At 70.1% G+C, this 23409-nt stretch carries 19 protein-coding genes and 2 pseudogenes; 10 read left to right on the top strand and 11 right to left on the bottom strand.

Features of this window, described 5'->3' with window-relative positions:
* Positions 1-114: 114 nt before the first annotated feature.
* Positions 115-1323, top strand: a complete 1209-nt coding sequence (locus tag M2157_RS00815) for an RNA-guided endonuclease TnpB family protein (protein WP_280864045.1) — start codon at positions 115-117, stop codon at positions 1321-1323.
* Between the two features lie 31 nt (positions 1324-1354).
* Here M2157_RS00815 and M2157_RS00810 read toward each other — a convergent pair whose 3' ends face one another.
* The 7 genes from M2157_RS00810 to M2157_RS00780 all read right to left on the bottom strand — a co-directional run bounded on the left by M2157_RS00810 (position 1355) and on the right by M2157_RS00780 (position 9056).
* Positions 1355-1816: a hypothetical protein gene (locus tag M2157_RS00810; protein ID WP_280864044.1), complete on the bottom strand. Its 462-nt coding sequence runs from the start codon at positions 1814-1816 to the stop codon at positions 1355-1357.
* Entirely contained in the window at positions 1813-2295 is a 483-nt protein-coding gene (locus tag M2157_RS00805; protein ID WP_280864043.1) for a hypothetical protein, read from the bottom strand. Before M2157_RS00805 ends, M2157_RS00810 begins: the two co-directional genes overlap by 4 nt.
* Positions 2292-3221 carry an acetoacetate decarboxylase family protein gene (locus M2157_RS00800; RefSeq protein WP_280864042.1) on the bottom strand — a complete coding sequence of 310 codons (930 nt, stop codon included), beginning with the start codon at positions 3219-3221 and terminating at the stop codon, positions 2292-2294. Before M2157_RS00800 ends, M2157_RS00805 begins: the two co-directional genes overlap by 4 nt.
* Positions 3218-4342 carry an alpha/beta fold hydrolase gene (locus tag M2157_RS00795; protein ID WP_280864041.1) on the bottom strand — a complete coding sequence of 375 codons (1125 nt, stop codon included), beginning with the start codon at positions 4340-4342 and terminating at the stop codon, positions 3218-3220. The genes M2157_RS00800 and M2157_RS00795 overlap by 4 nt, the downstream gene beginning before the upstream one ends.
* A complete protein-coding gene (locus M2157_RS00790; protein WP_280864040.1) occupies positions 4236-6152 on the bottom strand; it encodes a metallophosphoesterase in 1917 nt (638 codons plus the stop codon). The genes M2157_RS00795 and M2157_RS00790 overlap by 107 nt, the downstream gene beginning before the upstream one ends.
* Positions 6149-8737 carry a GMC oxidoreductase gene (locus M2157_RS00785; RefSeq protein ID WP_280864038.1) on the bottom strand — a complete coding sequence of 863 codons (2589 nt, stop codon included), beginning with the start codon at positions 8735-8737 and terminating at the stop codon, positions 6149-6151. The genes M2157_RS00790 and M2157_RS00785 overlap by 4 nt, the downstream gene beginning before the upstream one ends.
* Before the next feature lie 139 nt (positions 8738-8876).
* Positions 8877-9056 carry a hypothetical protein gene (locus tag M2157_RS00780; protein ID WP_280864037.1) on the bottom strand — a complete coding sequence of 60 codons (180 nt, stop codon included), beginning with the start codon at positions 9054-9056 and terminating at the stop codon, positions 8877-8879.
* A 210-nt stretch (positions 9057-9266) separates the two neighbouring features.
* On the opposite strand from M2157_RS00780, the gene M2157_RS00775 reads away from it, so the two are divergent.
* From M2157_RS00775 to M2157_RS00765, 3 genes are all read left to right on the top strand, one after another.
* On the top strand, positions 9267-9452 hold the full coding sequence (locus M2157_RS00775; RefSeq protein ID WP_280864036.1) for a hypothetical protein: 186 nt from the start codon (positions 9267-9269) through the stop codon (positions 9450-9452).
* Positions 9453-10013: 561 nt separating this feature from the next.
* Complete coding sequence (locus M2157_RS00770; protein WP_280864035.1) at positions 10014-11219, top strand: S8 family serine peptidase; 1206 nt, start codon at positions 10014-10016, stop codon at positions 11217-11219.
* Positions 11216-11464: a hypothetical protein gene (locus M2157_RS00765; RefSeq protein ID WP_280864034.1), complete on the top strand. Its 249-nt coding sequence runs from the start codon at positions 11216-11218 to the stop codon at positions 11462-11464. Before M2157_RS00770 ends, M2157_RS00765 begins: the two co-directional genes overlap by 4 nt.
* A gap of 241 nt (positions 11465-11705) precedes the next feature.
* Here the strand turns inward: M2157_RS00765 and M2157_RS00760 are convergent, their stop codons facing one another.
* Entirely contained in the window at positions 11706-12038 is a 333-nt protein-coding gene (locus M2157_RS00760; protein ID WP_280864033.1) for a type II toxin-antitoxin system PemK/MazF family toxin, read from the bottom strand.
* A gap of 167 nt (positions 12039-12205) precedes the next feature.
* Between M2157_RS00760 and M2157_RS00755 the strand changes: the two are divergent.
* A pseudogene (locus tag M2157_RS00755) lies at positions 12206-12340 on the top strand (IS701 family transposase); the annotation flags it as partial.
* On the opposite strand, the pseudogene M2157_RS00750 reads toward M2157_RS00755, so the two are convergent.
* From M2157_RS00750 to M2157_RS00740, 3 genes and pseudogenes are all read right to left on the bottom strand, one after another.
* Positions 12334-12549, bottom strand: a pseudogene (locus tag M2157_RS00750) (hypothetical protein); the annotation flags it as partial. The pseudogenes M2157_RS00755 and M2157_RS00750 overlap by 7 nt on opposite strands.
* A gap of 245 nt (positions 12550-12794) precedes the next feature.
* Positions 12795-15626 (bottom strand): NACHT domain-containing protein, encoded by a 2832-nt coding sequence (locus tag M2157_RS00745; RefSeq protein ID WP_280864032.1) that lies wholly within the window; start codon positions 15624-15626, stop codon positions 12795-12797.
* A 221-nt stretch (positions 15627-15847) separates the two neighbouring features.
* Positions 15848-16930 (bottom strand): DUF5937 family protein, encoded by a 1083-nt coding sequence (locus tag M2157_RS00740; RefSeq protein ID WP_280859839.1) that lies wholly within the window; start codon positions 16928-16930, stop codon positions 15848-15850.
* Between the two features lie 146 nt (positions 16931-17076).
* Here M2157_RS00740 and M2157_RS00735 point away from each other — a divergent pair, with 146 nt between their 5' ends.
* The 5 genes from M2157_RS00735 to M2157_RS00715 all read left to right on the top strand — a co-directional run bounded on the left by M2157_RS00735 (position 17077) and on the right by M2157_RS00715 (position 22814).
* Positions 17077-17838 carry an amino acid ABC transporter permease gene (locus M2157_RS00735; protein ID WP_280859838.1) on the top strand — a complete coding sequence of 254 codons (762 nt, stop codon included), beginning with the start codon at positions 17077-17079 and terminating at the stop codon, positions 17836-17838.
* Between the two features lie 3 nt (positions 17839-17841).
* Positions 17842-18627, top strand: a complete 786-nt coding sequence (locus M2157_RS00730; protein WP_280859837.1) for an amino acid ABC transporter ATP-binding protein — start codon at positions 17842-17844, stop codon at positions 18625-18627.
* Between the two features lie 61 nt (positions 18628-18688).
* Positions 18689-19561, top strand: a complete 873-nt coding sequence (locus M2157_RS00725) for a transporter substrate-binding domain-containing protein (RefSeq protein ID WP_280864031.1) — start codon at positions 18689-18691, stop codon at positions 19559-19561.
* A complete protein-coding gene (locus M2157_RS00720; protein ID WP_280864030.1) occupies positions 19561-21456 on the top strand; it encodes a CocE/NonD family hydrolase in 1896 nt (631 codons plus the stop codon). The genes M2157_RS00725 and M2157_RS00720 overlap by 1 nt, the downstream gene beginning before the upstream one ends.
* On the top strand, positions 21453-22814 hold the full coding sequence (locus tag M2157_RS00715) for a CapA family protein (protein WP_280864029.1): 1362 nt from the start codon (positions 21453-21455) through the stop codon (positions 22812-22814). The genes M2157_RS00720 and M2157_RS00715 overlap by 4 nt, the downstream gene beginning before the upstream one ends.
* The last annotated feature ends 595 nt before the right edge of the window (positions 22815-23409 follow it).

Genomic DNA, 23409 nt, shown 5'->3' with positions numbered 1-23409 from the left:
CGAAGCTCCTGCGGAGCAGGGCAGGGGAAGCCGGTTCGCCGCCAGGGCGGACCGGCGTCCACCGTCCATGGATCGACATCCGTTGCTCACCCGGGAATTGATAGGTTGTGAGGTATGGCGGAGCAGGTCAAGCGGGCGTTCAGGTACCGCTTTTACCCCACGGACGAGCAGGCGGCTGAGTTGTCGCGCACGTTCGGCTGTGTCCGCCTCGTCTACAACAAGGCGCTGGAGGATCGCACCCGGGCCTGGTTCGGCGAGCAGCGCCGGATCTCCTATGTGCAGTCCTCGGCCGCGCTCACGCAGTGGAAGAAGACCGGAGAGCTGGCGTTTCTGGCGGAGGTGTCCTCGGTTCCGTTGCAGCAGGCGCTGCGTCATCTTCAGACGGCGTTCGGGAACTTCTTCGCCAAGCGTGCGAAGTACCCGCGCTACAAGTCCCGCAAGAAGTCCCGGGCGTCGGCCGAGTACACCCGCAGCGCCTTCACGTGGCGCGACGGGCACCTGACTTTGGCGAAGATGGCCAAGCCCTTGGACGTCCGCTGGTCGCGTCCGCTGCCGGACGGTGGTGAGCCCACGACGGTGACCGTGTCCCGGGACGCGGCGGGACGCTGGTTCGTGTCCCTGCTGTGCGAGGACAGCATCGCCCCGGCCCCCGCCACCACAGCGGCCGTCGGCCTGGACGCCGGGATCACGTCCCTGGTGACGCTGTCCACCGGGGAAAAGGTCGCCAACCCCAAGCACGAGCGGCGGGACCGCGCGCGCCTGGCGCGAGCGCAGCGTGAGCTGTCGCGCAAGGCGAAGGGCTCGGCGAACCGGGAGAAAGCCCGTCGTCGCGTCGCCCGCGTGCATGCGCGGATCGCCGACCGGCGCCGTGACTTTCTGCACAAGCTGTCGACTCGACTCGTCCGTGAGAACCAAACGGTCGTGATCGAGGACCTGACCGTCCGCAACCTGCTGAAGAACGGCACGCTCGCACGCGCCATCAGTGACGCGGCCTGGACGCAACTGCGCTCCCTGCTGGAGTACAAGTGCGCCTGGTACGGGCGTGAACTCGTCGTGATCGACCGCTTCTTCCCCAGCAGCAAGCTGTGCGGAACCTGCGGGACGGTCGCGGCGAAGCTGCCGCTGAACGTCCGCGAATGGACGTGCGTCTGCGGCGCGGTGCATGACCGCGACGTGAACGCGGCACGTAACATTCTGGCCGCCGGGCTGGCGGCGTCTGCCTGTGGAGACGGTGTAAGACCTCAACGGGAGTCCTCCCGGACGGGGCAGTCGTCGGTGAAACAGGAACCCCAGCGGGCGACCGCTGGAACCCCCCGCCTTTAGGCGGGGGAGGAAGTCAACGCCGATCACCGCCTCACCGGATCCCGGGCCCTGCCGTATCGGCGTCCGCGGCGACGCGGGACTCGGCCGGGCGGGGCGGCCGGCGCCACAGCAGCCAGCACAGCCCCGCCGTGGCCAGGTCGAACAGCGCCACGAGCAGTGCCAGGCCGGTGAACAGGTCCCGCGCCACCCCAGCCGTCACCAGGGCGAACGCGCCGAACTTCTGTAGCCCCACCCACAGCAGCGGGAAGGACGGCGCCCCCGGGGACAGCAGCTGCTGGGCGAGCAGCCCACCAATGACGATCATGAACATTCCGACGGTCGCGAAGAGATGCCGGCTCAGGGACGAGGAGCGGGCCGAGTCCGTGGAGAGCAGCTCCAGCACGGGGCCGGGGGCCACCATCTGGCACGCCCCGGTCACCACCGTCACCGCGGCGATGGCCAGGAGGACCAGCCGGAGCGGGTCACCGCTCACCCGTGCTGGGAGCGGGGTCATGAGAGGGCACCCCACAGATCCCCCTTGGCCGCGATGTACCAGACGATCGCCGCCCAGGTCACCGTGGCACCGACGAACCGAATGTCGTTGAGCCGCATCCACCGCCCCAGCAGCGGGGTGAGGCCGGCCTGGCCGTCGAACTGGCCGCCCCGGATCCGCTTGTTGACCGGGATGATGATCCCCTGCCCGACCCAGGTGAGCAGCGCGATACCGACCAGGCAGACGGCCGCCAGCACGACGTACCAACTGCCCCACTCGCTCCACACCAGCACGATGCCGGAGATGAACATCAGCGGTACGACGACCGTGAAGAACCGGGTCGCCAGCGTCGTGGGCACGCCGAAGTGCACGTCGACGTTCTCGGGAGTCAGCGCACGCCAGGTGGGATACAGGAAGAGACGCAGCACCCACATGGTGCCCATGTACATCGTGGCGCCGAAGAGGAAGTACAGCGCGTTCACCAGCAGCAAGGTGTTCATGGCCGGGCTCCCACGTCGATCTGCGGTGGTGCGGGCCACTCCTCCGACAGGCCCAGGCCGACGACGCTCTGGAGTGGTTCGCCGAACGTGCGCCCGGCCTCCTCAGCCGTGAGGAACCAGGATTCGAAGTGGTCGTCGAGGATGCCCCGGGTCGACGGCAGGAAGCAGGTGAACAGCGGCTGTTCGGCGATCCCGAGGCCGTGCAGTGCGGCGGCTCCGGGGGCGTCGCCGAGGACGAGACGGGCGCGGGCCCGCCTGCCCAGGGCGATGTCGGCGGCGCCTTCGAAGTAGATGGACGACTTCATCAGCATGCCCCGGAAAGCGCAGTAGTTGACCGCGGCCACCCGCAGCGGCAGCCGCGTCTCGGGCGGGCGCTCGACCTCGATGAGCATGCCCAGCCGGCCGTCGTCCTCGTACTGGCTCGAGACGGCCCGGTCGCTCACCTGGAAGTCGAGGCTGGCCCGGTGTTTCGGCATGCCCCAGATGCCCTTGCCGCCCTTGACCGAGATCTCGCTGCTCACCGGAAGGTCCACGACGTACTGGCCGGTGCCGAAGCTGCCGCGCAGCAGCCCGGGCAGCAGCGGCGGCGCGGGCCGGGAGCCGTGGGTGCAGGCGATGGCCACGGAGAACTCGATGTAGCGGCCGATGTCGGTGCGGGCGTAGTCGACGACGGTGACGACGAGCAGACCGCGGCCGCCGGGGATCGCCAGCGGGTGCAGCTCGCCGCCGGGCAGCAGCCGGGCCGCCGCCCCGCGGTCGACAGGGAACGCGGCCATCAGCGCGGGCGTGTCGGTGGAATCCACCGGCAGCACGAACGGGATGCCGTCGACGAGAGCGTGCCGTCCGGCAAGTCGTCGCTGCCGGCGCGGGACCGGGGACGGTGTCGCGGACAGGACCAGCCGGGCCAGGCCCAGTGCGGGATTCATCGCGCCAGCTCCTCCAGGATTAGCGGATAGGTGTCGGTCGCCGCGCGGCGGCCCAGGAAGACGTCCAGGTGGCCGTATCCGGGCAGGATGTGCAGGCTGTCGCGGCCGGGGCGGTGACGGTGCAGGAAGTCGAAGGTGCGGCGCTGGCTCTCGGCGAGGAAGCAGCGGTTGTCCTCGCCGGCGAACAGCGCGAAGCGGGCGTCGGTCTGCGGTGCCTGGTCGGTGAAGGACGGCGGCAGGCCCTCGACCTCGCCGGTGGTCACGAGATGGCCGGCGCGCAGACAGGCGTCCATCTGTGCGAAGAAGGTCATGGGGACGTCGGCGAATTCGCCGCGGATCCAGTCGTGGGTGGCTTCGTCGAGGTTCGTGTGGGACCACAGGGCCGGCCGTCCGGAGCCGTAGGTGAAGCTGACCATGCGGCAGACGCCGTTGCGGCACTCCCGGTGGGTGGCGCGGACGAAGCCGGCGACGCAGCGGGCGGCGAAGCCCTCGGGCCGGTCGCCCCAGGCCGGTGAGAGTTGCGGCAGGACGCGGCCGACGACCGGTGCCACCTTGCTGATCTTGAACCGGGACACGGCGGGCACGACGGGATGCAGCGAGACGGCGTTGCTGACCACGGTGTCCACCTGGGGCAGCAGCCCGGCCGCGGCGGCCATCACGAACGACGTCGAGCCCTGGCAGTGCACGACCGCCTTGAGCCGGTCCGCGCCGGTGGCGGCGAGGACATGCTCGACGGCGGCCGGATGGTCGTGGGCGGCGGCCTGGTCGAGGGTCCAGGGCATCGGGTCCAGGTCGACGGAGGCCCGCCAGTTGAGCAGCCACACGTCCCAGCCGGCGTCGATGAGGGCGTCGACGAAGGTCCTGGGCAGCGGCGGCCGGAAGAGTTCGGCCCGTACGCCCGCGCCGTGCACGACCAGCACCGGCCCACGGGTCGGCGGATGCCGGCCTTGCACATGGACGACGGTCAGCGGCCGGCCGTCGCGGGCGGTGAGGGGCCGCACCTCGGTGATGTGGTCACGGCGGGTCGTGGGGCGCGTGGGCGTGCGCCGGACGACGCCGGTCCCGGTCCGGGGGCCGCTGCTGCCGTGGCCGCGCGGGTTCGGTTGGGGGCGTGCGGTCATGGCGTTTCGCCTCCCGGGCGATCACGACGGGGTCCTCGATCAGCCGTACGGTGAGGGGCTCGGCGGGCACCACGCGTTTCCGGCCGCCCGGTGCGTCGGCCAGGTTCCACCGGCGGCAGATCCCGTCGAGCACCAGGGCGTGCAGGGTGAGGTCGCCGTTCGGCGCGATGTGCAGACGCAGGAAGCCTTTGTGGTCCTCGACGGCCTGGCCGGACATCTGCCAGTCGGCGACGGCGCCGCCGCGTGCCGACAGCACCCACAGGGCGAAGGCCTGCGAGCCGGCCACCGCGCCCAGCACCGCGGCGACCGCGAGACAGACCAGCAGCACCGCCCAGCCGGGCCAGTGCGCGGGGAACGGCAGCGCGACGGTGACGGCGAGAGCTCCCAGCGCCACCAGGGCCTGAAGAAGTACGGCGTCGGCTGCCCGGGGTTTGGCCGGGCGCGGGCGCCAGGTCCGGCGCAGGAGACCCCACAGCACCACCAGGACACCGCCGGTCACTGCGGTGAACAGGCCCAGGTCCGCGGCGCTCCCGTGCCGTACGGCGTCGACGGGCTGGAGCTGGTCCCGCGCCACTGCGAACAGGAAGCCGAGAACGACGAAGGCGGCGGTGTGCACGGCCGCGGTGAGCCGGCAGAAGCCGGGGTTGCGCCGGGGCAGCCAGTACGGGGACCACGGCGCCGCGATCCGGCGGGCGAGCCGACGGGACTCCCGGACCTCGGGGTAGGTGCTCTCGTCGGCGCGCGTGAAGGTCACCGCGGGGTTGTCCTTCTCCCGCAGCTGGGTCCCCGCCGGTGGCAGCGACAGGCTGCGGGGCAGGGTGTGGGTCGACGCCAGGTAGGCGCCGCCGAGACCGCACGTCACCATCTGCCGGCGCCGGGGATCCGGGGGGAGGTCTTCGCGCTCGGGCGGATCCGTGGGCAGGCGCTCGGCGTAGCGGGTGTAGTGGTGTTTGTCGCCGGTCAGCCACAGCCGGATCGACGCGCCGGTGGGCACCGGCTCGCCGGTGCGCGGGTCGGTGCGGGTGCGGATTACGGCGCGGTCGAACCAGTGCAGCGTGTCGAAGGCGTCGGCGTCGTCGGCACACTTGACCCAGGTGGGTTCGGCGCAGCAGACGATCACTCCGTCGCCCGGTCGCAGACGGGCCGACAGGTGGTTCTGGAAGTAGCGCAGTTGGGGGTCGTCCAGGTAGGCGCCGAGCTGGCTGTCGAGGCCGACCAGCCACCACTTGCACGGCAGTCGTACGGCGAAGTAGCTGCGGGTCTGCCGGGTCTGCCAGCCGCCGACGGGCTGGCGCAGGGCGAAGGTGCGCAGGAACGCGGTGAGGCCGTCGTACCAGTCGTGGTTGCCCGGCAACGCCAGCATCAGCGGCGGAGCGCCCTCGGTGCTCGGCAGGGCCGAGGCGTAGGGGCCGGTCATGCTGTCGCGGTAGAGCTTCATCGAGGCCACCGGGTAGGTCTCGTCGCCGCCGAGCACGAGCAGCGAGCCGCGCGGCAGCCGCTCACGGCGGACGGTGAGGCCGGGGGCGGCGAGGGACCCGGCCACCGACGCGGTGGCGTCGAATCCGTCACCGAGGTCGGCGACGTAGTCGATCCACATCTCGCGCGCGTCCGGGTCGTCGAGCGGGGCCCGCAGGGGCTCGGCCCTGAGCGTGCCCTGGATCTCCCGCTTGTCTGCGTACGCGGCGAACACGTCGGCCAGTGCGACCTTGACGCCGGTCCGTACGAGGGAGGCCGGGTCCAGCCAGCGCACCGGCTCGCACGGGGTGAAGTCGAGCTCCTTGGCGTGGGCGCGCAGGTGCTTGAGGTTCACGGCCTGTCCTTCCCGGGTACGGCGCGTGCCAGGCGTCCGCCGTAGACGGCCCACAGTTCGCCCAGGAACAGCTTGCCGAAGAGCTCCATCGCCCGCGCCGGGTGTGGGCCGGTGGTGCGGAAGGTGGTCAGCTGCTGGAGGAAGTCACCGATCCGGATGATGACGATCCCGGCGCCGATGACGGGCGCGGTGGCGTCGTCGTCGGGGTGGGTGTGCCCGGCGAGCAGGCGGACGTAGAGGGTGGAGGTGTCGGGCCAGACGTCGGCGCCGGGGTCGTCGTGGACGTCCTTGTGCCCGGTGAGGGTGAGCGGAGTGCCCTCCTGCGTGCGCAGGTGGAGCCTGTACAGCATGCGCCGTCGGCCCGCGTCGCCGTCCTGGGTGAAGAGGTTGAACCAGCCGTGCTCCACCTCCAGCCGTCCGCCGAGGATGTCGCAGTCGACGTGGCCGGCGGCGTCCGCCGCGTGCGCCGGCTCGGCGACGAAGCGGTCCACGTCGGCAGCGGTGATGGTGAGCCGGAAGTTCAGCCGCTGCCCGAGCGAGCGTCCGAGCGCGCGGCCCTCTTCGGGATCGTCGACGTCGAGGGCGACATGGCCCTTCATCTCCTCGGTGAAGCTGAGGCTGGTCGGTGGCTCGACGGGCGGGGTGTGGGCGGAGTCCGCCGGGGCTCCGGTGAAGCCGAACGGAGTACCGGTGGAGCCCGCCGGGGTGCCGGAGCGGCCGCGTCCAGGGTGGGTGGCCGGCGTCGCGGGGGCCGACGGGGCGGCTTCGGCCGGTGTGCGCGGCGCGGTCCCGCCGGCCGCCGGCCCCTGGTGTGCCGTACGTCCCGCCGGGGCCCGGCCGGCCGCGTGCGGCGCCCGACCGGCCGTACGCGGCGCCGTTTTCCCTTCCAGGATCCGGTCGCAGGCCCGGTCCGCGACGGCGGCGATCGTCAGGGAGGGGTTCGCGCCCACCGCGCCCGGCAGCAGCGCCCCGTCCAGCACATGCAGGCCCGGGAACCCGAAGACCTCGCCGATGTCGTCGCACACGCCCTCCCCGGGATGACGGCCCATGGGGGCGCCGCCGAGCGGGTGCACGGTGATCACGCGGTTGCCCCACCACCACAGCGGGTTGTCGAGGAAGTCGCCGCCCAGCGCCCCCGCGATGTCCCGCATGGTCGAGCGGACCCGCTCGAAGTACGCGCGTGAGGTGAGCGTCGTCCAGTCGACGTCGAGGTGGCCGCGGCGCAGCCGCATCCGGCCGTCCGGCACGTCCCGCCCCATGCCCAGCAGGGGCAGGGAGGTCGCGGAGAACACGGCGGGCCCGAGCAGCAGCGCCAGCTGCCCGCCGACGCGGCTCGCCGGATCCACCCCGAGCCGGGCCAGCAGCCGGTGCAGTCCGAACCCGAGAAGGCGGCGGGCGCCGCCCGGCAGTCGGGAGGACTCGGCGAGCCACGCCACGAAGTCCGGGTAGCCGGCGTCCTCGATGTAGAAGCCGCGCCCCGACGAGCCGTCCTCGTCGAGTGCGTCGCCGCCGCGCACGGCGCTCGTGATGACAGGTCCCCTGCTGGCGTCCAGCTTCAAGGGACGGCTCCCGTCGGCGCCCGCTGTGGCGTGCAGCACCAGCCCAAGCAGGTCGCCGTTGCCGCAGAACCGGGTGCCCAGCGCGCTGCTGAGGCCGGGCAGTGCCGCCCGGTTGCGCAGCAGCAGATAGGTCGAGCCGAAGGTGCCGGCCGCCAGCACCAGGCGACGGCAGCCGATGCGGTGCAGGGGCAGCCGGTCGGTGGCCGTACGGCGGCCTTCCCGGGCCGGGTCGTGCACGACGTACGAGACGTCGTAGCCGCCGCCGGGACGGGGCGTGAAACCTCGTACCTCGCAGCGGGTGCGGATGTCGGCGCCGTGGTGCCGGGCGGCCGACAGGTAGGTGTGGTCGAGGGTGTTCTTGGAGCCGTAGTTGCAGCCGATGTCGCACTCGCCGCACAGTCGGCAGGTGCTGCGGGGCAGGCCGTGCAGATTGCCGTAGTCCGGGTCGGTGATCTGCGCGCCCGGCACGGGCGGCGCACCGGGCCGGGGCGCGAAAGAGACGGCGAGGGGCGGCCGGAACACCGGCAGGTCGAGCCGGCGGGCCGCCTGGTGCAGGGCGAGTGTCTTCGGGGTGTTCTGGTACGGGTAGGTGGCGGCGCCGAGCATGCGCTCCACCCGGTCGTAGTGCGGGTCGAGGTCGGCGCGGCCGACCGGCCAGTTCTCGTAACCGCCGCCGGGCAGCGGCGACTCGTTCACGAACCACCGTTCGTCCTTGCGCAACAGGACGTTGGCATAGATGAGGGATCCGCCGCCCAGGCCGCTGGAGACGACGCCTTCCAGACCGCGGAAGGACCAGATGTCGAACAGTCCGTGCAGGCCGTTGCTCGGGTCCCAGAAGTTGCGGGCCATGTCGGCGGGGCTGCGGGGGAAGCCGCCCGGCGGGTACGGCTTGCCCCTCTCCAGCACCACCACCGACTGGCCGGCTTCGGCGAGGCGGTACGCGGTGACCGCCCCGCCGAAGCCCGAGCCGACGACCACGGTGTCGACGAGGGCTGTGTCCTGACTGTCGTGCGATGCGTCGGCCATGGGTGCTCCCTGCCCCGGCCCCCCACACGTGCTCAGGCTCCCCATAACATACTCACACCCGGAGCAGATGCCAGCAAACGGGAGATTCTTACCGTATTGGTTTCAACTTCCTGTACCGGTTTCGCACTTCGGGTGTTGGTCACGTCTGGTCCAGCGCCTCCAGCGGCACCCGGTGGAACACGATCGTCTCGTACGTCCCCGTCAACCCCGTCTCGTACAGGATCGCGACCGTGTGCCGGCCGAGCCCCACCGAATTCACGACGGCCGCCTGTACGTCGCCCGCGACCTCGCCGCTGTTTCGTCCTGAACCCCAACTCACTGTTCTTGTCCGGGACTTTGACCGGCGGTGTATTGGCCACCTGGGAGGTGGGCCGACAGCGTGATACGGCACCCGGCGAACAGGTGGGCTGCGTACGGGGCCGGCGACCCCGCCCCCCATCACTCGCAACGGATCACACACGACCGCCCTCCAGCGGCGACTGTGCCAGCCCTCCTTCCACCCAGCCGGTTCCCCACCTACGCGTCCATCATGACCGCCAACGCCCAAGCCACCACAGACAGCTGGCACCAGAGCCAAGTCCTCGACGCTCTTCCCGAAATGACCGCGCTGACCTGCCGCAAAGCCCAGCACGTGGACGGTGCGGTCGGTGCGGTACTGGCCAGCCAACCCGACGTCCGCGAGGCCGCGCGGAGTCGCGTAGCACGTCTCATGTGAGTGCGAGGATGCCGAGCGGCCGGCTCGCGTCGCGGGCGTTGTGCCGGGGGCGGGCCCCGATGCTGCTCGTCCCGGCGAGGCGAACGGTGCCGATGGCGAGGTTGCGCCAGGTCGCCGTGGCGCGAGGGGCGGAGCCGATACTGAGACGTGGCCGGTCCGCTGTCAACTCCGGTGCCACAACGGGCAGTCAGCGCCTCTGGAACGTGCCGACGCACCGTCTTGTTGCGGGCCCCCGTACCCGGTGCGACGGTGGAAAGAGGGCACTGCCCAGACAACTGCCCAGACAACTGCCCAGCAGGGACAGCCCTGCAGGCGGACGGCTCGCGCGTCGATACGCGGCCGAACCGCGCCCCACCACCCCTGGAGCCTGGCACTGTGTGCGTCGGCGTGCGTCCACTGGCCGGGGAAGCGCACAGAAAGCGGGAAATGCAATGACGAACGGACCCTTGGACAGGCACGCCTTCGGCGCACAGCCGCCCCGAGCCAACGGGGCACCGTCGGGCCGGGGCGCGGAGTACACCGGGCGGTACGTGGTCCTGCTCGACCCGGGCAATCAGGAGAGTGGGACTGAGCGCACTGCGTTCGGCCGCCGACATCGCGCCCGTGCAGCTGGTAAGTGGAGCCGAGACCGCCACCGTCGCCGACCTCCTAGAGGACCCTGGCGTATCGGTGCACTTCGAGGAACTCGGCGCCGCCGTCGTCGAAGTGCGGGCCGACCAGCGCCACGCGCTGGTGACTACGGCCGAGGCCGATCCGTCGATCATCGCGGCCGAACCGGAACGCATGGTCTACGCCTCGGTGATCACCGCCCCGCAGCAGGCGCCGACCGAGTTCTTCCCGGCCTACCGCAGCGACGAGGAAACGGTCGAACGCCACACCAAGACCGAGATGGCCGTTGCGCAGGGCCCGGCCGTTGACGAGCAGAAGTGGACCTGGGGCCTCCAGGCGATCCGGGCCAACCTGTCCAGCCTGACCGGACGCGGTGTGACGATCGCGGTCCTCGACACCGGCGTGGACCCCGACCACCCGGACCTGGTCGGGCGGATCGAGGACACGGCCTCCTTCGTGCCCGGCGAGACCGTCGAGGACGGCCACGGCCACGGCACCCACTGCATCGGCACCGCTGCCGGCCCGGCCAGCCCACAGCAGGGGCCCCGCTACGGCGTGGCGACCGAGGCCCGGATACTCGCCGGGAAGGTGCTCAGTAACGCGGGCAGCGGCGCCGACGGCCAGATCTTGGCGGGCATGGCCTGGGCAGTCGCCCGCGGTGCCCGGGTGATCTCCATGTCGCTCGGTGCTCGCGTCCGGCCAGGTGAACTCTTCCCCCAGACGTACGAGCAGTTGGCCCAGCGCGCGCTCCAGCGAGGGACCCTGATCGTCGCCGCCGCGGGCAACGAAAGCCGGCGCCCTCAGTCCGTCGAGCCCGTCGGCCGACCCGCCAACTGCCCCTCCATCCTCGCCGTGGCCTCGCTCGATCAGTCGCTCACGACATCGTTCTTCTCCTGCGGTGCCCTCAACGGTGCCGGCGGCGAGGTCAACATCGCCGCACCCGGCAGGGACGTGCATTCGGCAGCCCCTGGCGGCGGTTACCAGTCGATGTCGGGTACCAGCATGGCCACGCCGCACGTCGCGGGTGTCGTCGCACTGCTCGCCGAGGCGAACCCCAACGCCAGTGCGGACGGCCTCAAGGGTACTCTCCTGTCCGGTACTTTCCCGCTGACGCAACCCGTCGAGGACGTCGGCCATGGCCTGCTCCAGGCCCCGTGAGCGAGTCTTCGCAGTCCGAACCGGTCGGAGTGATCCTCGCAGTCGACCCCGGCCGGTTCGCGGAAGTGACCGAGGCCGTGCGACGGGCCGGGCTGAACGTCACGGGCGAGCAACCGATGCTCGGCACGCTGTCCGGAACCATTGCCGAGGACCGGATCCCGGCTCTTGAGGAGGTCGCCGGCGTAGCAGCCGTCGACCGGGACCGCACCATACACCTCCCCCCACCCGACTCCCCGATCCAGTAAGGCCCGCGTGACCGGGGCGTGTGGGTTCTCGACGGCACCGATACTCGCCCCGGTGGGGCCCTTGGCAACGCGTCAGCACGGACGCGTCCTCCAGGTTGCCTGCTTCCTCGCACACCTTCAGGCTTACTCCCGACCAGGTGGGCGACCTCGTCCCGTGCTTCCTCACGGGCGGTGAACCGGCGAACAGGGGTTTTACTCCAGCCGTAGATCGTGATCTCGATGGTGAGTGGCGCCTCTCCGCCTACCCGAGTTCACCGAGACGGAGGGCGTCCTCAATCTCGCTGAGCTTCGCGGAGGACAGGACGCCCGCCCGCTCGATCAGGTCGTCCCGGGACACGGTGGTCAGCCAAGTGCAGGGGGTAAAGCCCGGGCGCGGGAACGCGAACCGCAGCACGCCTTCAAAGGGCAGTCCTTCCATGGCACCTACGTGCACTTCGACGCCCAGACCGCTGATGTCGACGCCCGCCGGAGCGACGACCTGCATCACCCGGATCCTGGACGCGTCGTCTGCCGCCAGCAGTACGACCAGCCGCCGCTCGTCGAACTCCGCCCACCAGACTTCGCCACGTTGCACATGTCCTCCTGACTCAGGACGGCAGGCGGAACTGCGCGACCCTGACACGTTGTGGAGACGGGTGCGGCCACCGTTGATCATCGCGAGTTGTGTGGACTGACGAAGAGACGGTGGCCGCAGGTCACAGCATAGAACCCACCCGTTGGCGGGACGCGGTTGAGGGCCTGATGGGCCGGATCGCGGGGCGCTTCGCCCGGGTCGAACCCCGGCGCAGGGCGGCGCGGTTGGTGCTCGGTCTATCGGCCGACCTGTCGCGCAAGAACTGCTGGACCATCGCGGAGTGGGCCGGCGAGACCTCGCCGTCGTCGAGGTCTACGACGACTCCGTCGCGGCCGGTGTGCCAGGCGCCGGGCGCGTCCGGGAAGCGCTGCGGCCGGTCGTCGAGCCAGTGCAGGCCGGTGATCGCCAGGAACCCGTGCGGGTCGGCGAGTCGGACGTCCTGGGCGCGGTACCAGTCCAGCCAGTTCTCGGTGAAGGCCTGGAGGTCGGTTGCGGTGGCTTCGGTGGTCATGGGTTCTCCTTCGAGGGCTACAGCGGCATGTCGGGCGTACGGCCCGACGGGCGTACTCCGCCGGCGAGTTCGCCGAGAAGTGCCCAGGTGCGTGGGCGGTCCGTCTCTCCCGCGATCTCGGTGCCGGAGAACACGACCTCGGTGGCGCCGGCGTCCCGATACCTCCGTACCTCGGCCTCGACTGTCTGACGGCTCGAACTGCCGGCAGCAGATGCCCTCCCCGATCCGGGCGATCCTGGGCTGACCTACTCAGTCACGCTTATCGACGCGTGGGGGAAAAGGGCGCGGAGGCGATCACGGTCCATGCGGTGACCTGGGCCCGAGCCGACGGACAGGCGTAGCGCTTCAACCGTGGGGAAGGCCTGCGGGAGCGGCTCCAGCGCAGCTTCGGTTGCCGTTTCGTGGAGGTCGAGACGGCGGACCTGAGGTAGGCATAGACCCGATTGGGCAGCGTGGGAGGCGTGCCGTGCCGACAGGCCCAACTGTCGCAACCTGGGCAGCTCCCGCAGACTCGCCAGCGAGGTGTCATCAGGACACTCGGAGACCGAGACAACTTCCAAGAGCGGGAATTCGCCCAGTACTGACATGTCGTCGACGGTGCCGCGCAGGTCGAGGCGGGCGAGTTGGTCCGGATTTAGGTAGACGAGGAGGTTGACGGCCAGGAAGTCGCCCACCAGCCTCATCCATGGGCGCCCGCCCAGCTGTTGGAGGGCACGAAGCTCTGCCACGGAGTGAGCTATCAGGTAGAGGTCGCCGTACGAAAGGTGAGCGATGACTTCCCGGCCATAGGCCTCTATGCCGAACCGGTGCCAAAATAGGGCAAGTTGACCTCGCACTCTCACAGATGGATGGTTTCTGAAGCGAGCCAAGTACGGAATCGCCTCGTCGGTTCCGATAAGGGACGCCGTCCGAACGCACAGCTGGGCATACTCGTCGCTATCCGAGGCAGGCCACGCGCCGGCCAGTTCCTCCGGTCCCGGCAGGAAGCCGAGGGCGAGCGGTCCCACTGAAGTGAGTTCGCTCACCGCTTCGGGTGTACGTGGCGGAAGCAGCGCTGACATGCTGCGTTCGAGTTCGGCCCGTACAGCCGGGTCCAGTTCCGTAGCCTGTTCGAGGCAGGATGCGGCCAGCACCACGGCCCGGGCCGACCCGTCGTGCAATAGCTCGCGCAGGATGTCCGCCCGGTCGCGCGGACGCCCCTGCGCCACCGCCATGCGGATCACGTCCTCCCACTGGTCGTCGGCGGCGTGCTTGCGGACCATACCGAACGTGCCCTCGTCCAGGAGGGCACGCGCACCCAGGAAGTCCTGGAAAGTGCGGTGGCAGAAGTCGATGGTCTCAGGAGCCGGGGCGCGCAGCAGACCGCTGCGATTGAGCAGGTAGGTAAGAACGGTCTCGGGCCCGCCCAAGGCCGCTATCTCGGGCAGGGCGGGCAGTGCCTTGCCGATCTCGGTGAGCGCCCGGTCGCGGGTCACCTCCGTACGGCCGTCTTTGATCAACCAGTAAGCGAGCCGCTGGAGGATCTGGAGCTGCGGCTCCTCCCTCAGCTCGGCCCCCGTCACCCCGCGCTCGCGGTCACGGCGAGTGAGGAGCATGCTGAGCGCGGCCTGGTACAGCTCCTTGCGGCCGATCGGCAGGAAGCCGTGGCGGTCCCGGTGCAGGGCGCAAATCAGGCCACACATCAGCGGGTTGGTGGCAAGTCGCCCCAGATCGGGTTTGGTACGGATGGCGTGCAGGAGCTGGGTCTCGTAACAGGCGAGAACCTCGTCTTCCTCGGACGCCCCCGTGCGGGCGGCTGTATGCCAACGTCCAACGAAAGACTGAACATCCGAAGGGCGCATCGGCGACAGCCTCAGTTCGACGAACTCCTCAGCCGCCAGCCACTCCTCGGGCACGGCGGACGGGCGGGAAGTGACCAGCCAGCGGTTGCCCGGGTAGGCCTCGGCCAGGTCACCGAGCCAGCCGCGTGCGTGTGCCCGCTCACTCTCGGGGACTTCGTCTATGCCGTCGATAAGGAGGAGTCCGCGTCCTGCCGTGAGGACGCGGGACTGCCAGCCGGGCGGCTCCTCACCCGCAAGGGGCGCGCCCACAGCAGTCAGGAAATCCTTTGGGGCGGGGAGATGGCCACCGTGGCGGGTCAGGCTGCGCAGTGGGAGGACGAAGGGGATCAGGCCGGCGAGATACGCCATGCGGTCGTCAGGATTCCGGCGTGCAGCGGAGACGGCCAGCCACTGGATGAGCGTGGTCTTGCCGGATCCCGCCTCGCCGCGCAGAAGGACGCGGTCGTTGTCGGCGAGGGCCTCGTCAGCGGGCTGGTGCCCCTGCCGGTACCGGGGGTGCCGACGCAGGAAGTCCTCATACGCGTCCACGGGCGATGTGGTCTCCAAGCGCATGTAAGCCACGTCCAGCGGCCACCTGCCCGGTGAGTTGATCAGGTCGATGCCGTAGATCTGCAACCGGCCGTGCTTCTTGGTGATGTACGAGAGGAAGCGTCGCTCGAAGGCGGCGTCACGGGCGTCAGGCCGTGGATTCCGGGTGATCAGCTCGTCTAGTTTGGCGAGGAGCTCGACCTGATCACGGCTCTGCTCCACAAGCGTGCGGGCCACGAAGGTCGAGCGTTGGGTGAAGAAGTTGATGATGTGAACGCAGGCCCACTCGGCGAGGGAGTCCAGGAACAGCGAGGCGTCGGTGGACAGGTCGCGGGTTGGAGCCTGGTGGTGAAGCTTGCGCGCCAGCTCCCGGTAGCCGAGCCGTACCGCCTGCACGTCATCCATGTCGAGCTCACCCAGCACAAGTAACCTGGCCGTCAGCGCATCTGTGACCGCTGCCTCCTCGGCAGGAGGAAAGGGCGGCTCTCCCGGCGACTCCACCGCCTCCTGGACCAGGCGGGCGGCGAGCACGCGGACGTCCTTCTCGGTCAAGGTCCGCTTCTGGCCACGGAAGGAGACGAGGGCCGATAACCGCACGGGCGGCCTGTCGACCAGCCCGGCGCCCGGTTCCTCCTTGACGAGCAGCTTTTTCACCAGCGGAGCAACCACACTCGAAGCCAGGCGTGTGCCGATGACTGCGGGATCCATCCGACGCCCCCCAAGACTATGAACGGCCTCAGCCAGCGTAGTCGTCGTCACGTTCCGGCGGACCGCGTCTCCCATGAAGCGCCCCGGGTCTGATGGAGGATCCAGACTGCCTGACTTGGGTGGAGTTGATGCCACGAGACGGGGTGCGGCTCTGCCGCCCCGCATGCCTCAATCGGCCGCTGTGCGAGGACGAAACCGCGGGCGCTTCGTAGCCGACGGCCTCAGCGGATGATCGAGGTCAGCACGTCCACGCCCAGGTGCATGAGGCGGTCCGTATCCAGCCGGTGGTGGATCTGCCGGCCGTCCCTCCGGGAGGTCAGCAGGCCCACCTCGCGGAGGCGTCCGAGGTGGCGGGAGACCTGGGGCAGGGTCATCCCGGTGCGTACGGCCAGGTCGGATGTGGTGATGGGCTCGTTCACCAGGTGCCGGCACAGTGACAGCCGCGCTGGGTCGGACAGGACCGCGAGTCTGAGCCGTACCTGTGCCAGTGTGGCCCGTTCCACCTGGGTGGTGTTTTCGACGGGGAAGTGCACGACGAGCGGGTAGGGCGGGTCGTCCTTGACGATCAGATGGGGTCGGGAGTGGGCGGACGGTACGAGCAGGCAGCGACGGCCGCGCAGGTCGGCTGTGAGTGACTGCAGTTTGTCGTAGACGACCGCGGGTGGGTTGTGCCGGACGACGGCGTTCGGGCTGAGCGAGGCCAGTGCCTCGGGGAGCGGCAGGGCCTGGACCCTGGCTCTCAGGCGGGTGCATTCGCTTTCCAGCCGGTGTTGTACCCGCGCCCATTCGGCGTCGAAGAACTCGGCGGCACAGAGCCGCAGCAGCTCCAGCAGTCCTGCCCGCATCCGCTCGGGGGCCTGGAGCAGGCTGCGGGCCAGCTCGCCGCGGGTGAAGGAGCGCCGTTCGCTGGAGACGGTGTAGGCGTCACGGACGGCCTGGTCGGTGAGCAGGGCGCGGGTGTCGAAGACGCCGCCGTGCACACTCGGCGCGACACCCAGAACGAAGTCGTTCAGCGGCAACGCCTCCAGGCGGTCGAGTTCTTGCTCAAGTGTTTGTCCCAGGGGCGGTTCCAGCGGCATCAGCAGGCGGCAGCGCCGCCGGGTCCACAGGGGTGCGTAGACCGCGATCAGGCTCTGGGCCTCCGCAGACAGGTCGGTGCGTACGCGTTCCAGCCATGGGCGTACGGCGAGGTGGTGCTCGGGCTCGGCGATGGAGTGGAGGCACGCCATCAGCTCGGCCAGCGGTGAGAGACCGACGGCCACGTCCGCCGGAACCGCGCCCTGCAAGGTGATGACCACGGCCATGCGGCGCAGCGTACAGCGGATGCTTGTCGCGTGTGCGGTAAGCATCACTGCCGCCGTCGGCCGGCCGACCTAGGCTGCGTCCAATTCATGCCGCTCCGAGCAGTCGTTTCCGCTCTGAGCTGTCCGAGCAGCGAGAGGCTCCGGCCATGCACCTGTTTCTGCAGACGTTCTTCAATCCCGACGAACTACTCAAGGCATTTCCCGTCCTGCTGACCGAGGGCCTGCGCAACACGCTGCTGATCGCCGGGCTGGCGATCGTCTTCGGTGTCGTGCTCGGTGTGCTGCTCGCGATGCTGCTGCTGTCGCACCGCCGGTGGGTGCGGCTGCCCGCGCGGATCTACGTGGACGTGTTCCGCGGTCTGCCCGCGATCGTGACCGTCAGCCTAGTGGGCCTGGGTCTGCCGTCGGCCGGGATCCGGCCGTTCGGCCGTGACCCGCTCGGCTATGCCGTTCTCGCCATCGGCCTCATATCGGCGGCCTATCTGGCGGAGATCTTCCGGTCGGGCATCCAGGCCGTCCCGTCCGGGCAGCTCAGCGCGGCCCGCAGCCTGGGCATGTCCTATCTGACCGCGATGCGGGTGATCGTCGTTCCGCAGGGCGTACGGAACGTGCTGCCGGCTCTGGCCGGCCAGTTCATCATCGACATCAAGGAGAGTGCGCTGGTGTATCTGCTCGGGCTCGGCCTCGGGCAGCGCGAGCTCTACTTCATCGCACAGGAGCGGCAGGCGGCGACGTACAACTCCTCCGCACTCGTGGCCGCCGGCGCCTGCTATCTGATGCTGACGGTCCCGCTCACCTTCCTGGTCAACCGGCTCGATCTGCGCCTGCGGACCGGGGGACGGAAGACGAACAAACCCTCGGCCCCTCAGGTCGCCGGCACGCCCGCCCCCGCCGTGATGGAGGTCTGAGCCATGGCCAAGACGCTGTCCGAGAAGAACTCCCGCACCGACCAGGCGGGCACGGCCACCGCGGCGGCGGTCTCCGTTCACGACCTGCACAAGCGCTACGGCGACGTGGAGGTCCTGCGCGGAGTGGATCTCGATGTCGCCGCGGGCGAGACCGTGTGTGTCATCGGCCGGTCCGGTTCGGGCAAGTCCACGCTCCTGAAGTGTATGAACCTGCTGGAAGCCCCGACGGCGGGCGAGATCCGCCTCAGTGGCGACCTGATCACCGGTCCGGGCGTGAACGTCGACGCGATCCGCACCCGGGTCGGCATGGTCTTCCAGCACTTCAACCTGTTCCCGCACCTGAGTGTCCTGCACAACGTGACCGTGGCCCTGCGCAAGGTCCGCGGGATGGGCAGGGAGGCGGCCGACACCGCCGCCACGACCCAGCTGGAGCGGCTCGGCCTCGCAGGGCTGGCCCACTCCCGGCCGAGTCAACTCTCGGGCGGTCAGCAGCAGCGGGTGGCGATCGCCCGCGCACTGGCCATGGAGCCCGAGGTCATGCTGTTCGACGAGGCCACCTCGGCGCTGGACCCCGAGCTCGTCAAGGACGTTCTCGACGTGATGCGGCTGCTCGCCACATCCGGTATGACCATGATCGCCGTCACGCACGAGATCGGCTTCGCCCGTGAGGTCGCGGACCGAGTGATCTTCATGGATGAGGGCCGCATCGCCGAGTCGGGCCCGGCCCGCCAGACGCTGGAAACCCCCGAGACGGTACGCCTGCGCGAGTTCCTCGCGCGCGTCCTCTGAAGCGCCGCTTCTCCGAATCCGTCCCTTTCACCGCCCACCCCTTCCTCGAGGAGACTCCTCCATGTCCATATCATCCCGTAATGTTCTCGGGCGTCGCAGACTGCTCGCCCTCGCCGCCCTCTCCAGCTTCGTCCTTCCGCTCACCGGCTGCGGAGGCAGCGGCAGCGCCGACACCGGCAAGGCATCGAACCCGTACGGTCTGATCGAGGCCGGGACCATCAGATCCGCCACCCAGACCGGCCAGCCCCCCTTCGCCTACGCCGAGGACTCGGGCAAGCCCGCCGGTTTCATCGTCGACGTGACCGACGAGGCCGCGAAGCGTCTGGGACTCAAGGTCGACTACAAGTCGACGTCGGTCACCGGGTCGCTGGCCGGCCTGACCGCCGGTCAGTACGACCTGGCCTCGTCCGGGCTCGGGGTCACCGAGGAGCGGCAGAAGAGCGTCGACTTCACCAAGCCGCTGTTCTGGAGCACCGTGACCGTGCTGACGACCTCGAAGAGCACGATCTCCACCTTCGACGGCTTCAACGGCAAGCGCGTCGGAGTGGTCACCGGATCCTCGCAGGAGGCTCAGCTGCCCACGCGGATACCGAAGGCGCAGCCGGTCCGCTTCCAGGCCCAGAACGCTGCGGTCAGCCAGCTGCTCAACGGCAGCATCGACGCCTTCCTGGTGGGCGGACCCGACGCGACGGAGTTCATCAAGCAGTACAAGGGCCTGCGCCAGGCGGTGTCCGCGCCGGTGGACCACCCGACCTCGATGGCGGTGCCCAAGAACCATGGCGCCTTCCTCAAGGCGCTCGACAAGGAGATCGGCGCCATGGTCGCCGACGGCACCTACGCCAAGCTCTACCGCAAGTACTTCACCACCCGGCCGCAGCCCGAACTCCTCGCCGCATGGCCCGCGTTGAAGTCCCAGTTCCCCGGAGCCAAGTGATGCCCGCAGCCGACGACGAGTGGCAGCCGGTCCTGCTGCCCGGCGGGCGGACGTGCTGGCGGCGCGTGCTGCGGACGACGGTGCGCGACGGCATCCAGCTCGTCGCGGACGTCTACGCCGACCGGCCCGACCCGGGGCCGGGCCCGGTCATCCTGGAGCGCACGCCGTACGGCCGCCGGGCCGCGCGCACCTCGGACGGCGCCCTCGGCGGCGAGAACCCGCCGGCGCCCGAGACCGTGGCCGAGGTGTTCACCCGCGGCGGGTACCGGATCGTACGGCAGGACTGCCGCGGCCGGGGCGACTCGCAGGGCACCTTCGTCAAGTACCTGAACGAGGCGACCGACGGCTACGACACCATCGAGTCGATCGCCGCCCAGCCCTGGTGCGACGGCCGGGTCGCGACCATGGGGGTCTCCTATTCCGCACACGCCCAGGCAGCCCTGGCCTCCCTGGGCGCGCCGCACCTGGCCGCGATGTTCCTCGATTCCGGCGGCTTCGCCAGCGCCTACGAGGCCGGCACCCGGATGGGCGGGGCCTTCGAACTCAAGCAGGCCACCTGGGCGTTCCACCGGGCCAAGGTGAGCGAGACGGTGCGCACCGATCCGGTCCTGCGCGCCTCACTGGAGTCGGAGGACCTGCCGGCATGGTTCACCCGCATGCCGTGGCGGCGCGGCGCGAGCCCGCTCCGCTTCGTCCCCGAGTACGAGGACTACCTCCTCGAACAGTGGGAGAACGGCGCCTTCGGCCCCTACTGGCAGCAGCCGGGCATCTACGCACGCGGCTTCTACGACGACTTCCCGGACGTCCCCAGCCTGCACATGTCCAGCTGGTACGACCCCTACGTCCGCACCGCCACCGAGAACTTCCGCGAGCTCGGCCGCAAGAAGCACAGTCCGGCGTATCTGGTGCTGGGCCCGTGGACCCACGGCGGGCGCAGCCACAGCTTCGCCGGTGACGTCGACTTCGGTCCGCAGGCCCGGCTGGACGGCAGCCTCGCCGAGCACTACGCGGCCATGCGGCTGAGCTGGTTCGACGCGCACCTCGGCCCGGACGGCATGGCGGAACCGCCGCCTGCGGTGCGGTACTTCCTCATGGGCGGCGGCTCCGGCCGGCGCACCGCCGAGGGGCGCCTCGACCACGGCGGCCACTGGTGCACGGCGACCTCGTGGCCGCCCGAGGAGAGCGCGAACCTCACCCTCGTCCTCGGCAGCGCGGGCACCCTCGCGACGGCCTGCGAGACGTGCGACGCCCAAGGCTCCTTCCTGGAATACGACTTCGACCCCCGCGACCCGGTGCCGACCCTCGGCGGCCAAATCACCTCCGGCGAACCGGTGATGAGCGGCGGCGCCTTCCACCAGCACCCCGACGACCGGTTCTTCGGCGTGAGCGAGCCCCACCTGCCCCTGGACAGCAGACCCGACGTGCTGGTGTTCCAGACCCCACCGCTCACCGAGGACCTGGCGGTCGTGGGACCGGTCGCCGTGCACCTGGCCGTGTCGTCGACGGCCCGCGACACCGACTTCACCATCAAGCTGATCGACGTCCACCCGCCCAGCGAGGACTATCCGCAGGGTTTCGCGATGAACCTCACCGACGGCATCCTGCGCTGCCGCTACCGCAACTCCTTCAGCGACCCGGAGCTGATGACGCCGGGGGAGACGTACGAGATCACGGTGGAGGCGCCGGACACGGCGAACCTGTTCCTGGCCGGCCACCGGCTGCGGCTCGACGTCAGCTCCAGCAATTTCCCGCGCTTCGACGTCAACTCCAACACCGGTGGTACGGAAGTCGGCGACCGGCGCAAGGTCGTCGCCACCAACCGCGTCCACACGGACGGCCGTTCGTGGCTGACCCTGTCCACCCTCCGCCCGAAGCCCGAAGGACGCCCCGCATGACCGACGGAAGGCTGTCCCCTTCCTGGCGCAAGGCGAATGTGCGCGACGGCTTCACCCTGGCCGCCGTCGGTGACCTGGTCGTGGACGACGCGCTCGCCCCGCTGCTGGAAACCCGCTCGCCCCGCCTGCTGGAACTGCTGCGGTCGGCGGACGTGACCTTCGGCAACTTCGAGAGCACAGCCGTCGACCTGACGGACTTCGACGGCTGGCCCGAGGCCGAATCCGGCGGATCATGGCTGATCAGCAGCTCGCGGGTGCCCGCGGATCTCCGCCGGATCGGGTTCGACCTGATGGCCAGGGCCAACAACCACACCACCGACTGGGGCGTGGCCGGCATGCGCTCCACCGACCGTCTGCTCACCGAGGCGGGCATCGTCCACGCCGGCACCGGCGACACCCTCGCCGACGCACGTTCTGCGCGCTTCCTCACCACGGCCGCGGGCCGCGTGTCCCTGATCTCCGTCGCCTCCCGCTTCGAGCCCATGTCCCGGGCCGCCGACCCCCTCGGCCGCGTCCCCGGCCGCCCCGGCGTCAACGCCCTGCGCACCACCCGCCATGTACTCGTCCCGGCCCGCCGTCTTCGCGAACTCGCCCTGATCCGAGACGCGTTGCCGCCCGGCTCGGTCCGCGCCTCCATCCTCGCCGCCGACCGCCGGGACGCCACCGTGACCCTGTTCGGCACCCGCTACGCGGCCAAGCCCGGTCCCCAACCCCACACCGACGCCGTGGAGTTCCACTTCAACGTGCACGAGTCGGACCGCCACGAGGTGCTGCACACCGTCCGGCAGGCCAAGCAGACCTCCGACTTCACGATCGCCACGATGCACACCCACGAGCCGGGCAACTACAGCCAAGAGCCCCCCGACTTCCTCCCGCTCATCGCCCGCGAGACGATCGACAACGGCGCCGACGCCTTCCTGGGCCACGGCCCCCACCAGCTGCGCGGCATCGAGGTGCACCGGGGACGCCCGATCTTCTACTCCCTCGGCAACTTCGTCTTCATGGAAAACACCCAGCAGCCGCTGACTCCGGGTGCCTACGACAAGGACGGCAGCCGCGAACACGAGACCGAGGCCGAGTTCCTGGAACGCAAAAGGGTCCACGGCGTCTTCGGCGAGCAGATCTGGTACGAGTCCGTGGTCGCGGTCAGCCGCTTCGACGGCGACGGCGCCCTCCGGGCCGTGGAGCTGCATCCGATCGAACTGCACTGGGACGGCCCGCGCGATGCGGACCGTGGCATTCCCCGGCTCGCCGACCGGCCCACCGCGCAGCGGATCCTGCTCCGTCTGCAGCGGCTCTCCAAGCCGTTCGGCACGGAGATCACCATCCGGGAGGGCATCGGGCACCTCAGCCTCTGATCCGTCGATGAGATACGTGCGGGCGTGATCTAGCCGGGCAAGGCGCCCGCGATCATCGACACCTTGACCGCCCAGGGGCTGGCTCCGGACGGGGAGCCCGATGCCGCCGAACTGGAGGCCGTTGGCAGGGGACTGTGGGGCGTCGCGCATATTGAATGCCGCTTCCGGCTGCTTCCGCCCTTTCATACGCGTGCGCCGTACCCCGTGACCGCTTCGCCGAACGCGCCCCCAGCCGCGACCCCCGCTCTTCGTCGGCTGCGCTGGACCCGAGGTTCCCGTCGCGGGCATCGCCGGAGGAGCAGCCAAGCGTGCGCGGTCACGGCGGCGGTCCTGGCCTGTGCAGAGCTGCTTGCAGAAGGTCGAAGGCTCATCGTGGCTGCTTACTGCCGCCACGATGAGACTGCCCGCTGCTGAAGCCACGGTTGCCGGCTGGGTGGACGTATCGAGGTCGGCAACTGCCGCCGCCATGCCCAACCCCACTGCTGTCAGAGCGAACAGCACGACCGGCGGCCGCGCCACCGGCGTCCCCTCAACACCGCATGGCACGAGTATCGGGGCCTGCACCGACAACTCGGCTTTTCGCGCCCTATATCCG

It is taken from the genome of Streptomyces sp. SAI-127 (assembly GCF_029894425.1).
Taxonomy (GTDB): domain Bacteria; phylum Actinomycetota; class Actinomycetes; order Streptomycetales; family Streptomycetaceae; genus Streptomyces.
This window is presented reverse-complemented; position numbering and strand designations above follow the sequence as displayed.

Coding starts and splice junctions, on each gene's coding strand:
- M2157_RS00730 (WP_280859837.1), top strand. CDS start 17,842: ATGGCCAAGACGCTGTCCGAGAAGAACTCCCGCACCGACCAGGCGGGC.
- M2157_RS00725 (WP_280864031.1), top strand. CDS start 18,689: ATGTCCATATCATCCCGTAATGTTCTCGGGCGTCGCAGACTGCTCGCC.
- M2157_RS00720 (WP_280864030.1), top strand. CDS start 19,561: ATGCCCGCAGCCGACGACGAGTGGCAGCCGGTCCTGCTGCCCGGCGGG.
- M2157_RS00715 (WP_280864029.1), top strand. CDS start 21,453: ATGACCGACGGAAGGCTGTCCCCTTCCTGGCGCAAGGCGAATGTGCGC.
- M2157_RS00775 (WP_280864036.1), top strand. CDS start 9,267: ATGACCGCCAACGCCCAAGCCACCACAGACAGCTGGCACCAGAGCCAA.
- M2157_RS00740 (WP_280859839.1), bottom strand. CDS start 16,930: ATGGCCGTGGTCATCACCTTGCAGGGCGCGGTTCCGGCGGACGTGGCC.
- M2157_RS00810 (WP_280864044.1), bottom strand. CDS start 1,816: ATGACCCCGCTCCCAGCACGGGTGAGCGGTGACCCGCTCCGGCTGGTC.
- M2157_RS00805 (WP_280864043.1), bottom strand. CDS start 2,295: ATGAACACCTTGCTGCTGGTGAACGCGCTGTACTTCCTCTTCGGCGCC.
- M2157_RS00800 (WP_280864042.1), bottom strand. CDS start 3,221: ATGAATCCCGCACTGGGCCTGGCCCGGCTGGTCCTGTCCGCGACACCG.
- M2157_RS00795 (WP_280864041.1), bottom strand. CDS start 4,342: ATGACCGCACGCCCCCAACCGAACCCGCGCGGCCACGGCAGCAGCGGC.
- M2157_RS00735 (WP_280859838.1), top strand. CDS start 17,077: ATGCACCTGTTTCTGCAGACGTTCTTCAATCCCGACGAACTACTCAAG.
- M2157_RS00815 (WP_280864045.1), top strand. CDS start 115: ATGGCGGAGCAGGTCAAGCGGGCGTTCAGGTACCGCTTTTACCCCACG.
- M2157_RS00745 (WP_280864032.1), bottom strand. CDS start 15,626: ATGGATCCCGCAGTCATCGGCACACGCCTGGCTTCGAGTGTGGTTGCT.
- M2157_RS00785 (WP_280864038.1), bottom strand. CDS start 8,737: ATGGCCGACGCATCGCACGACAGTCAGGACACAGCCCTCGTCGACACC.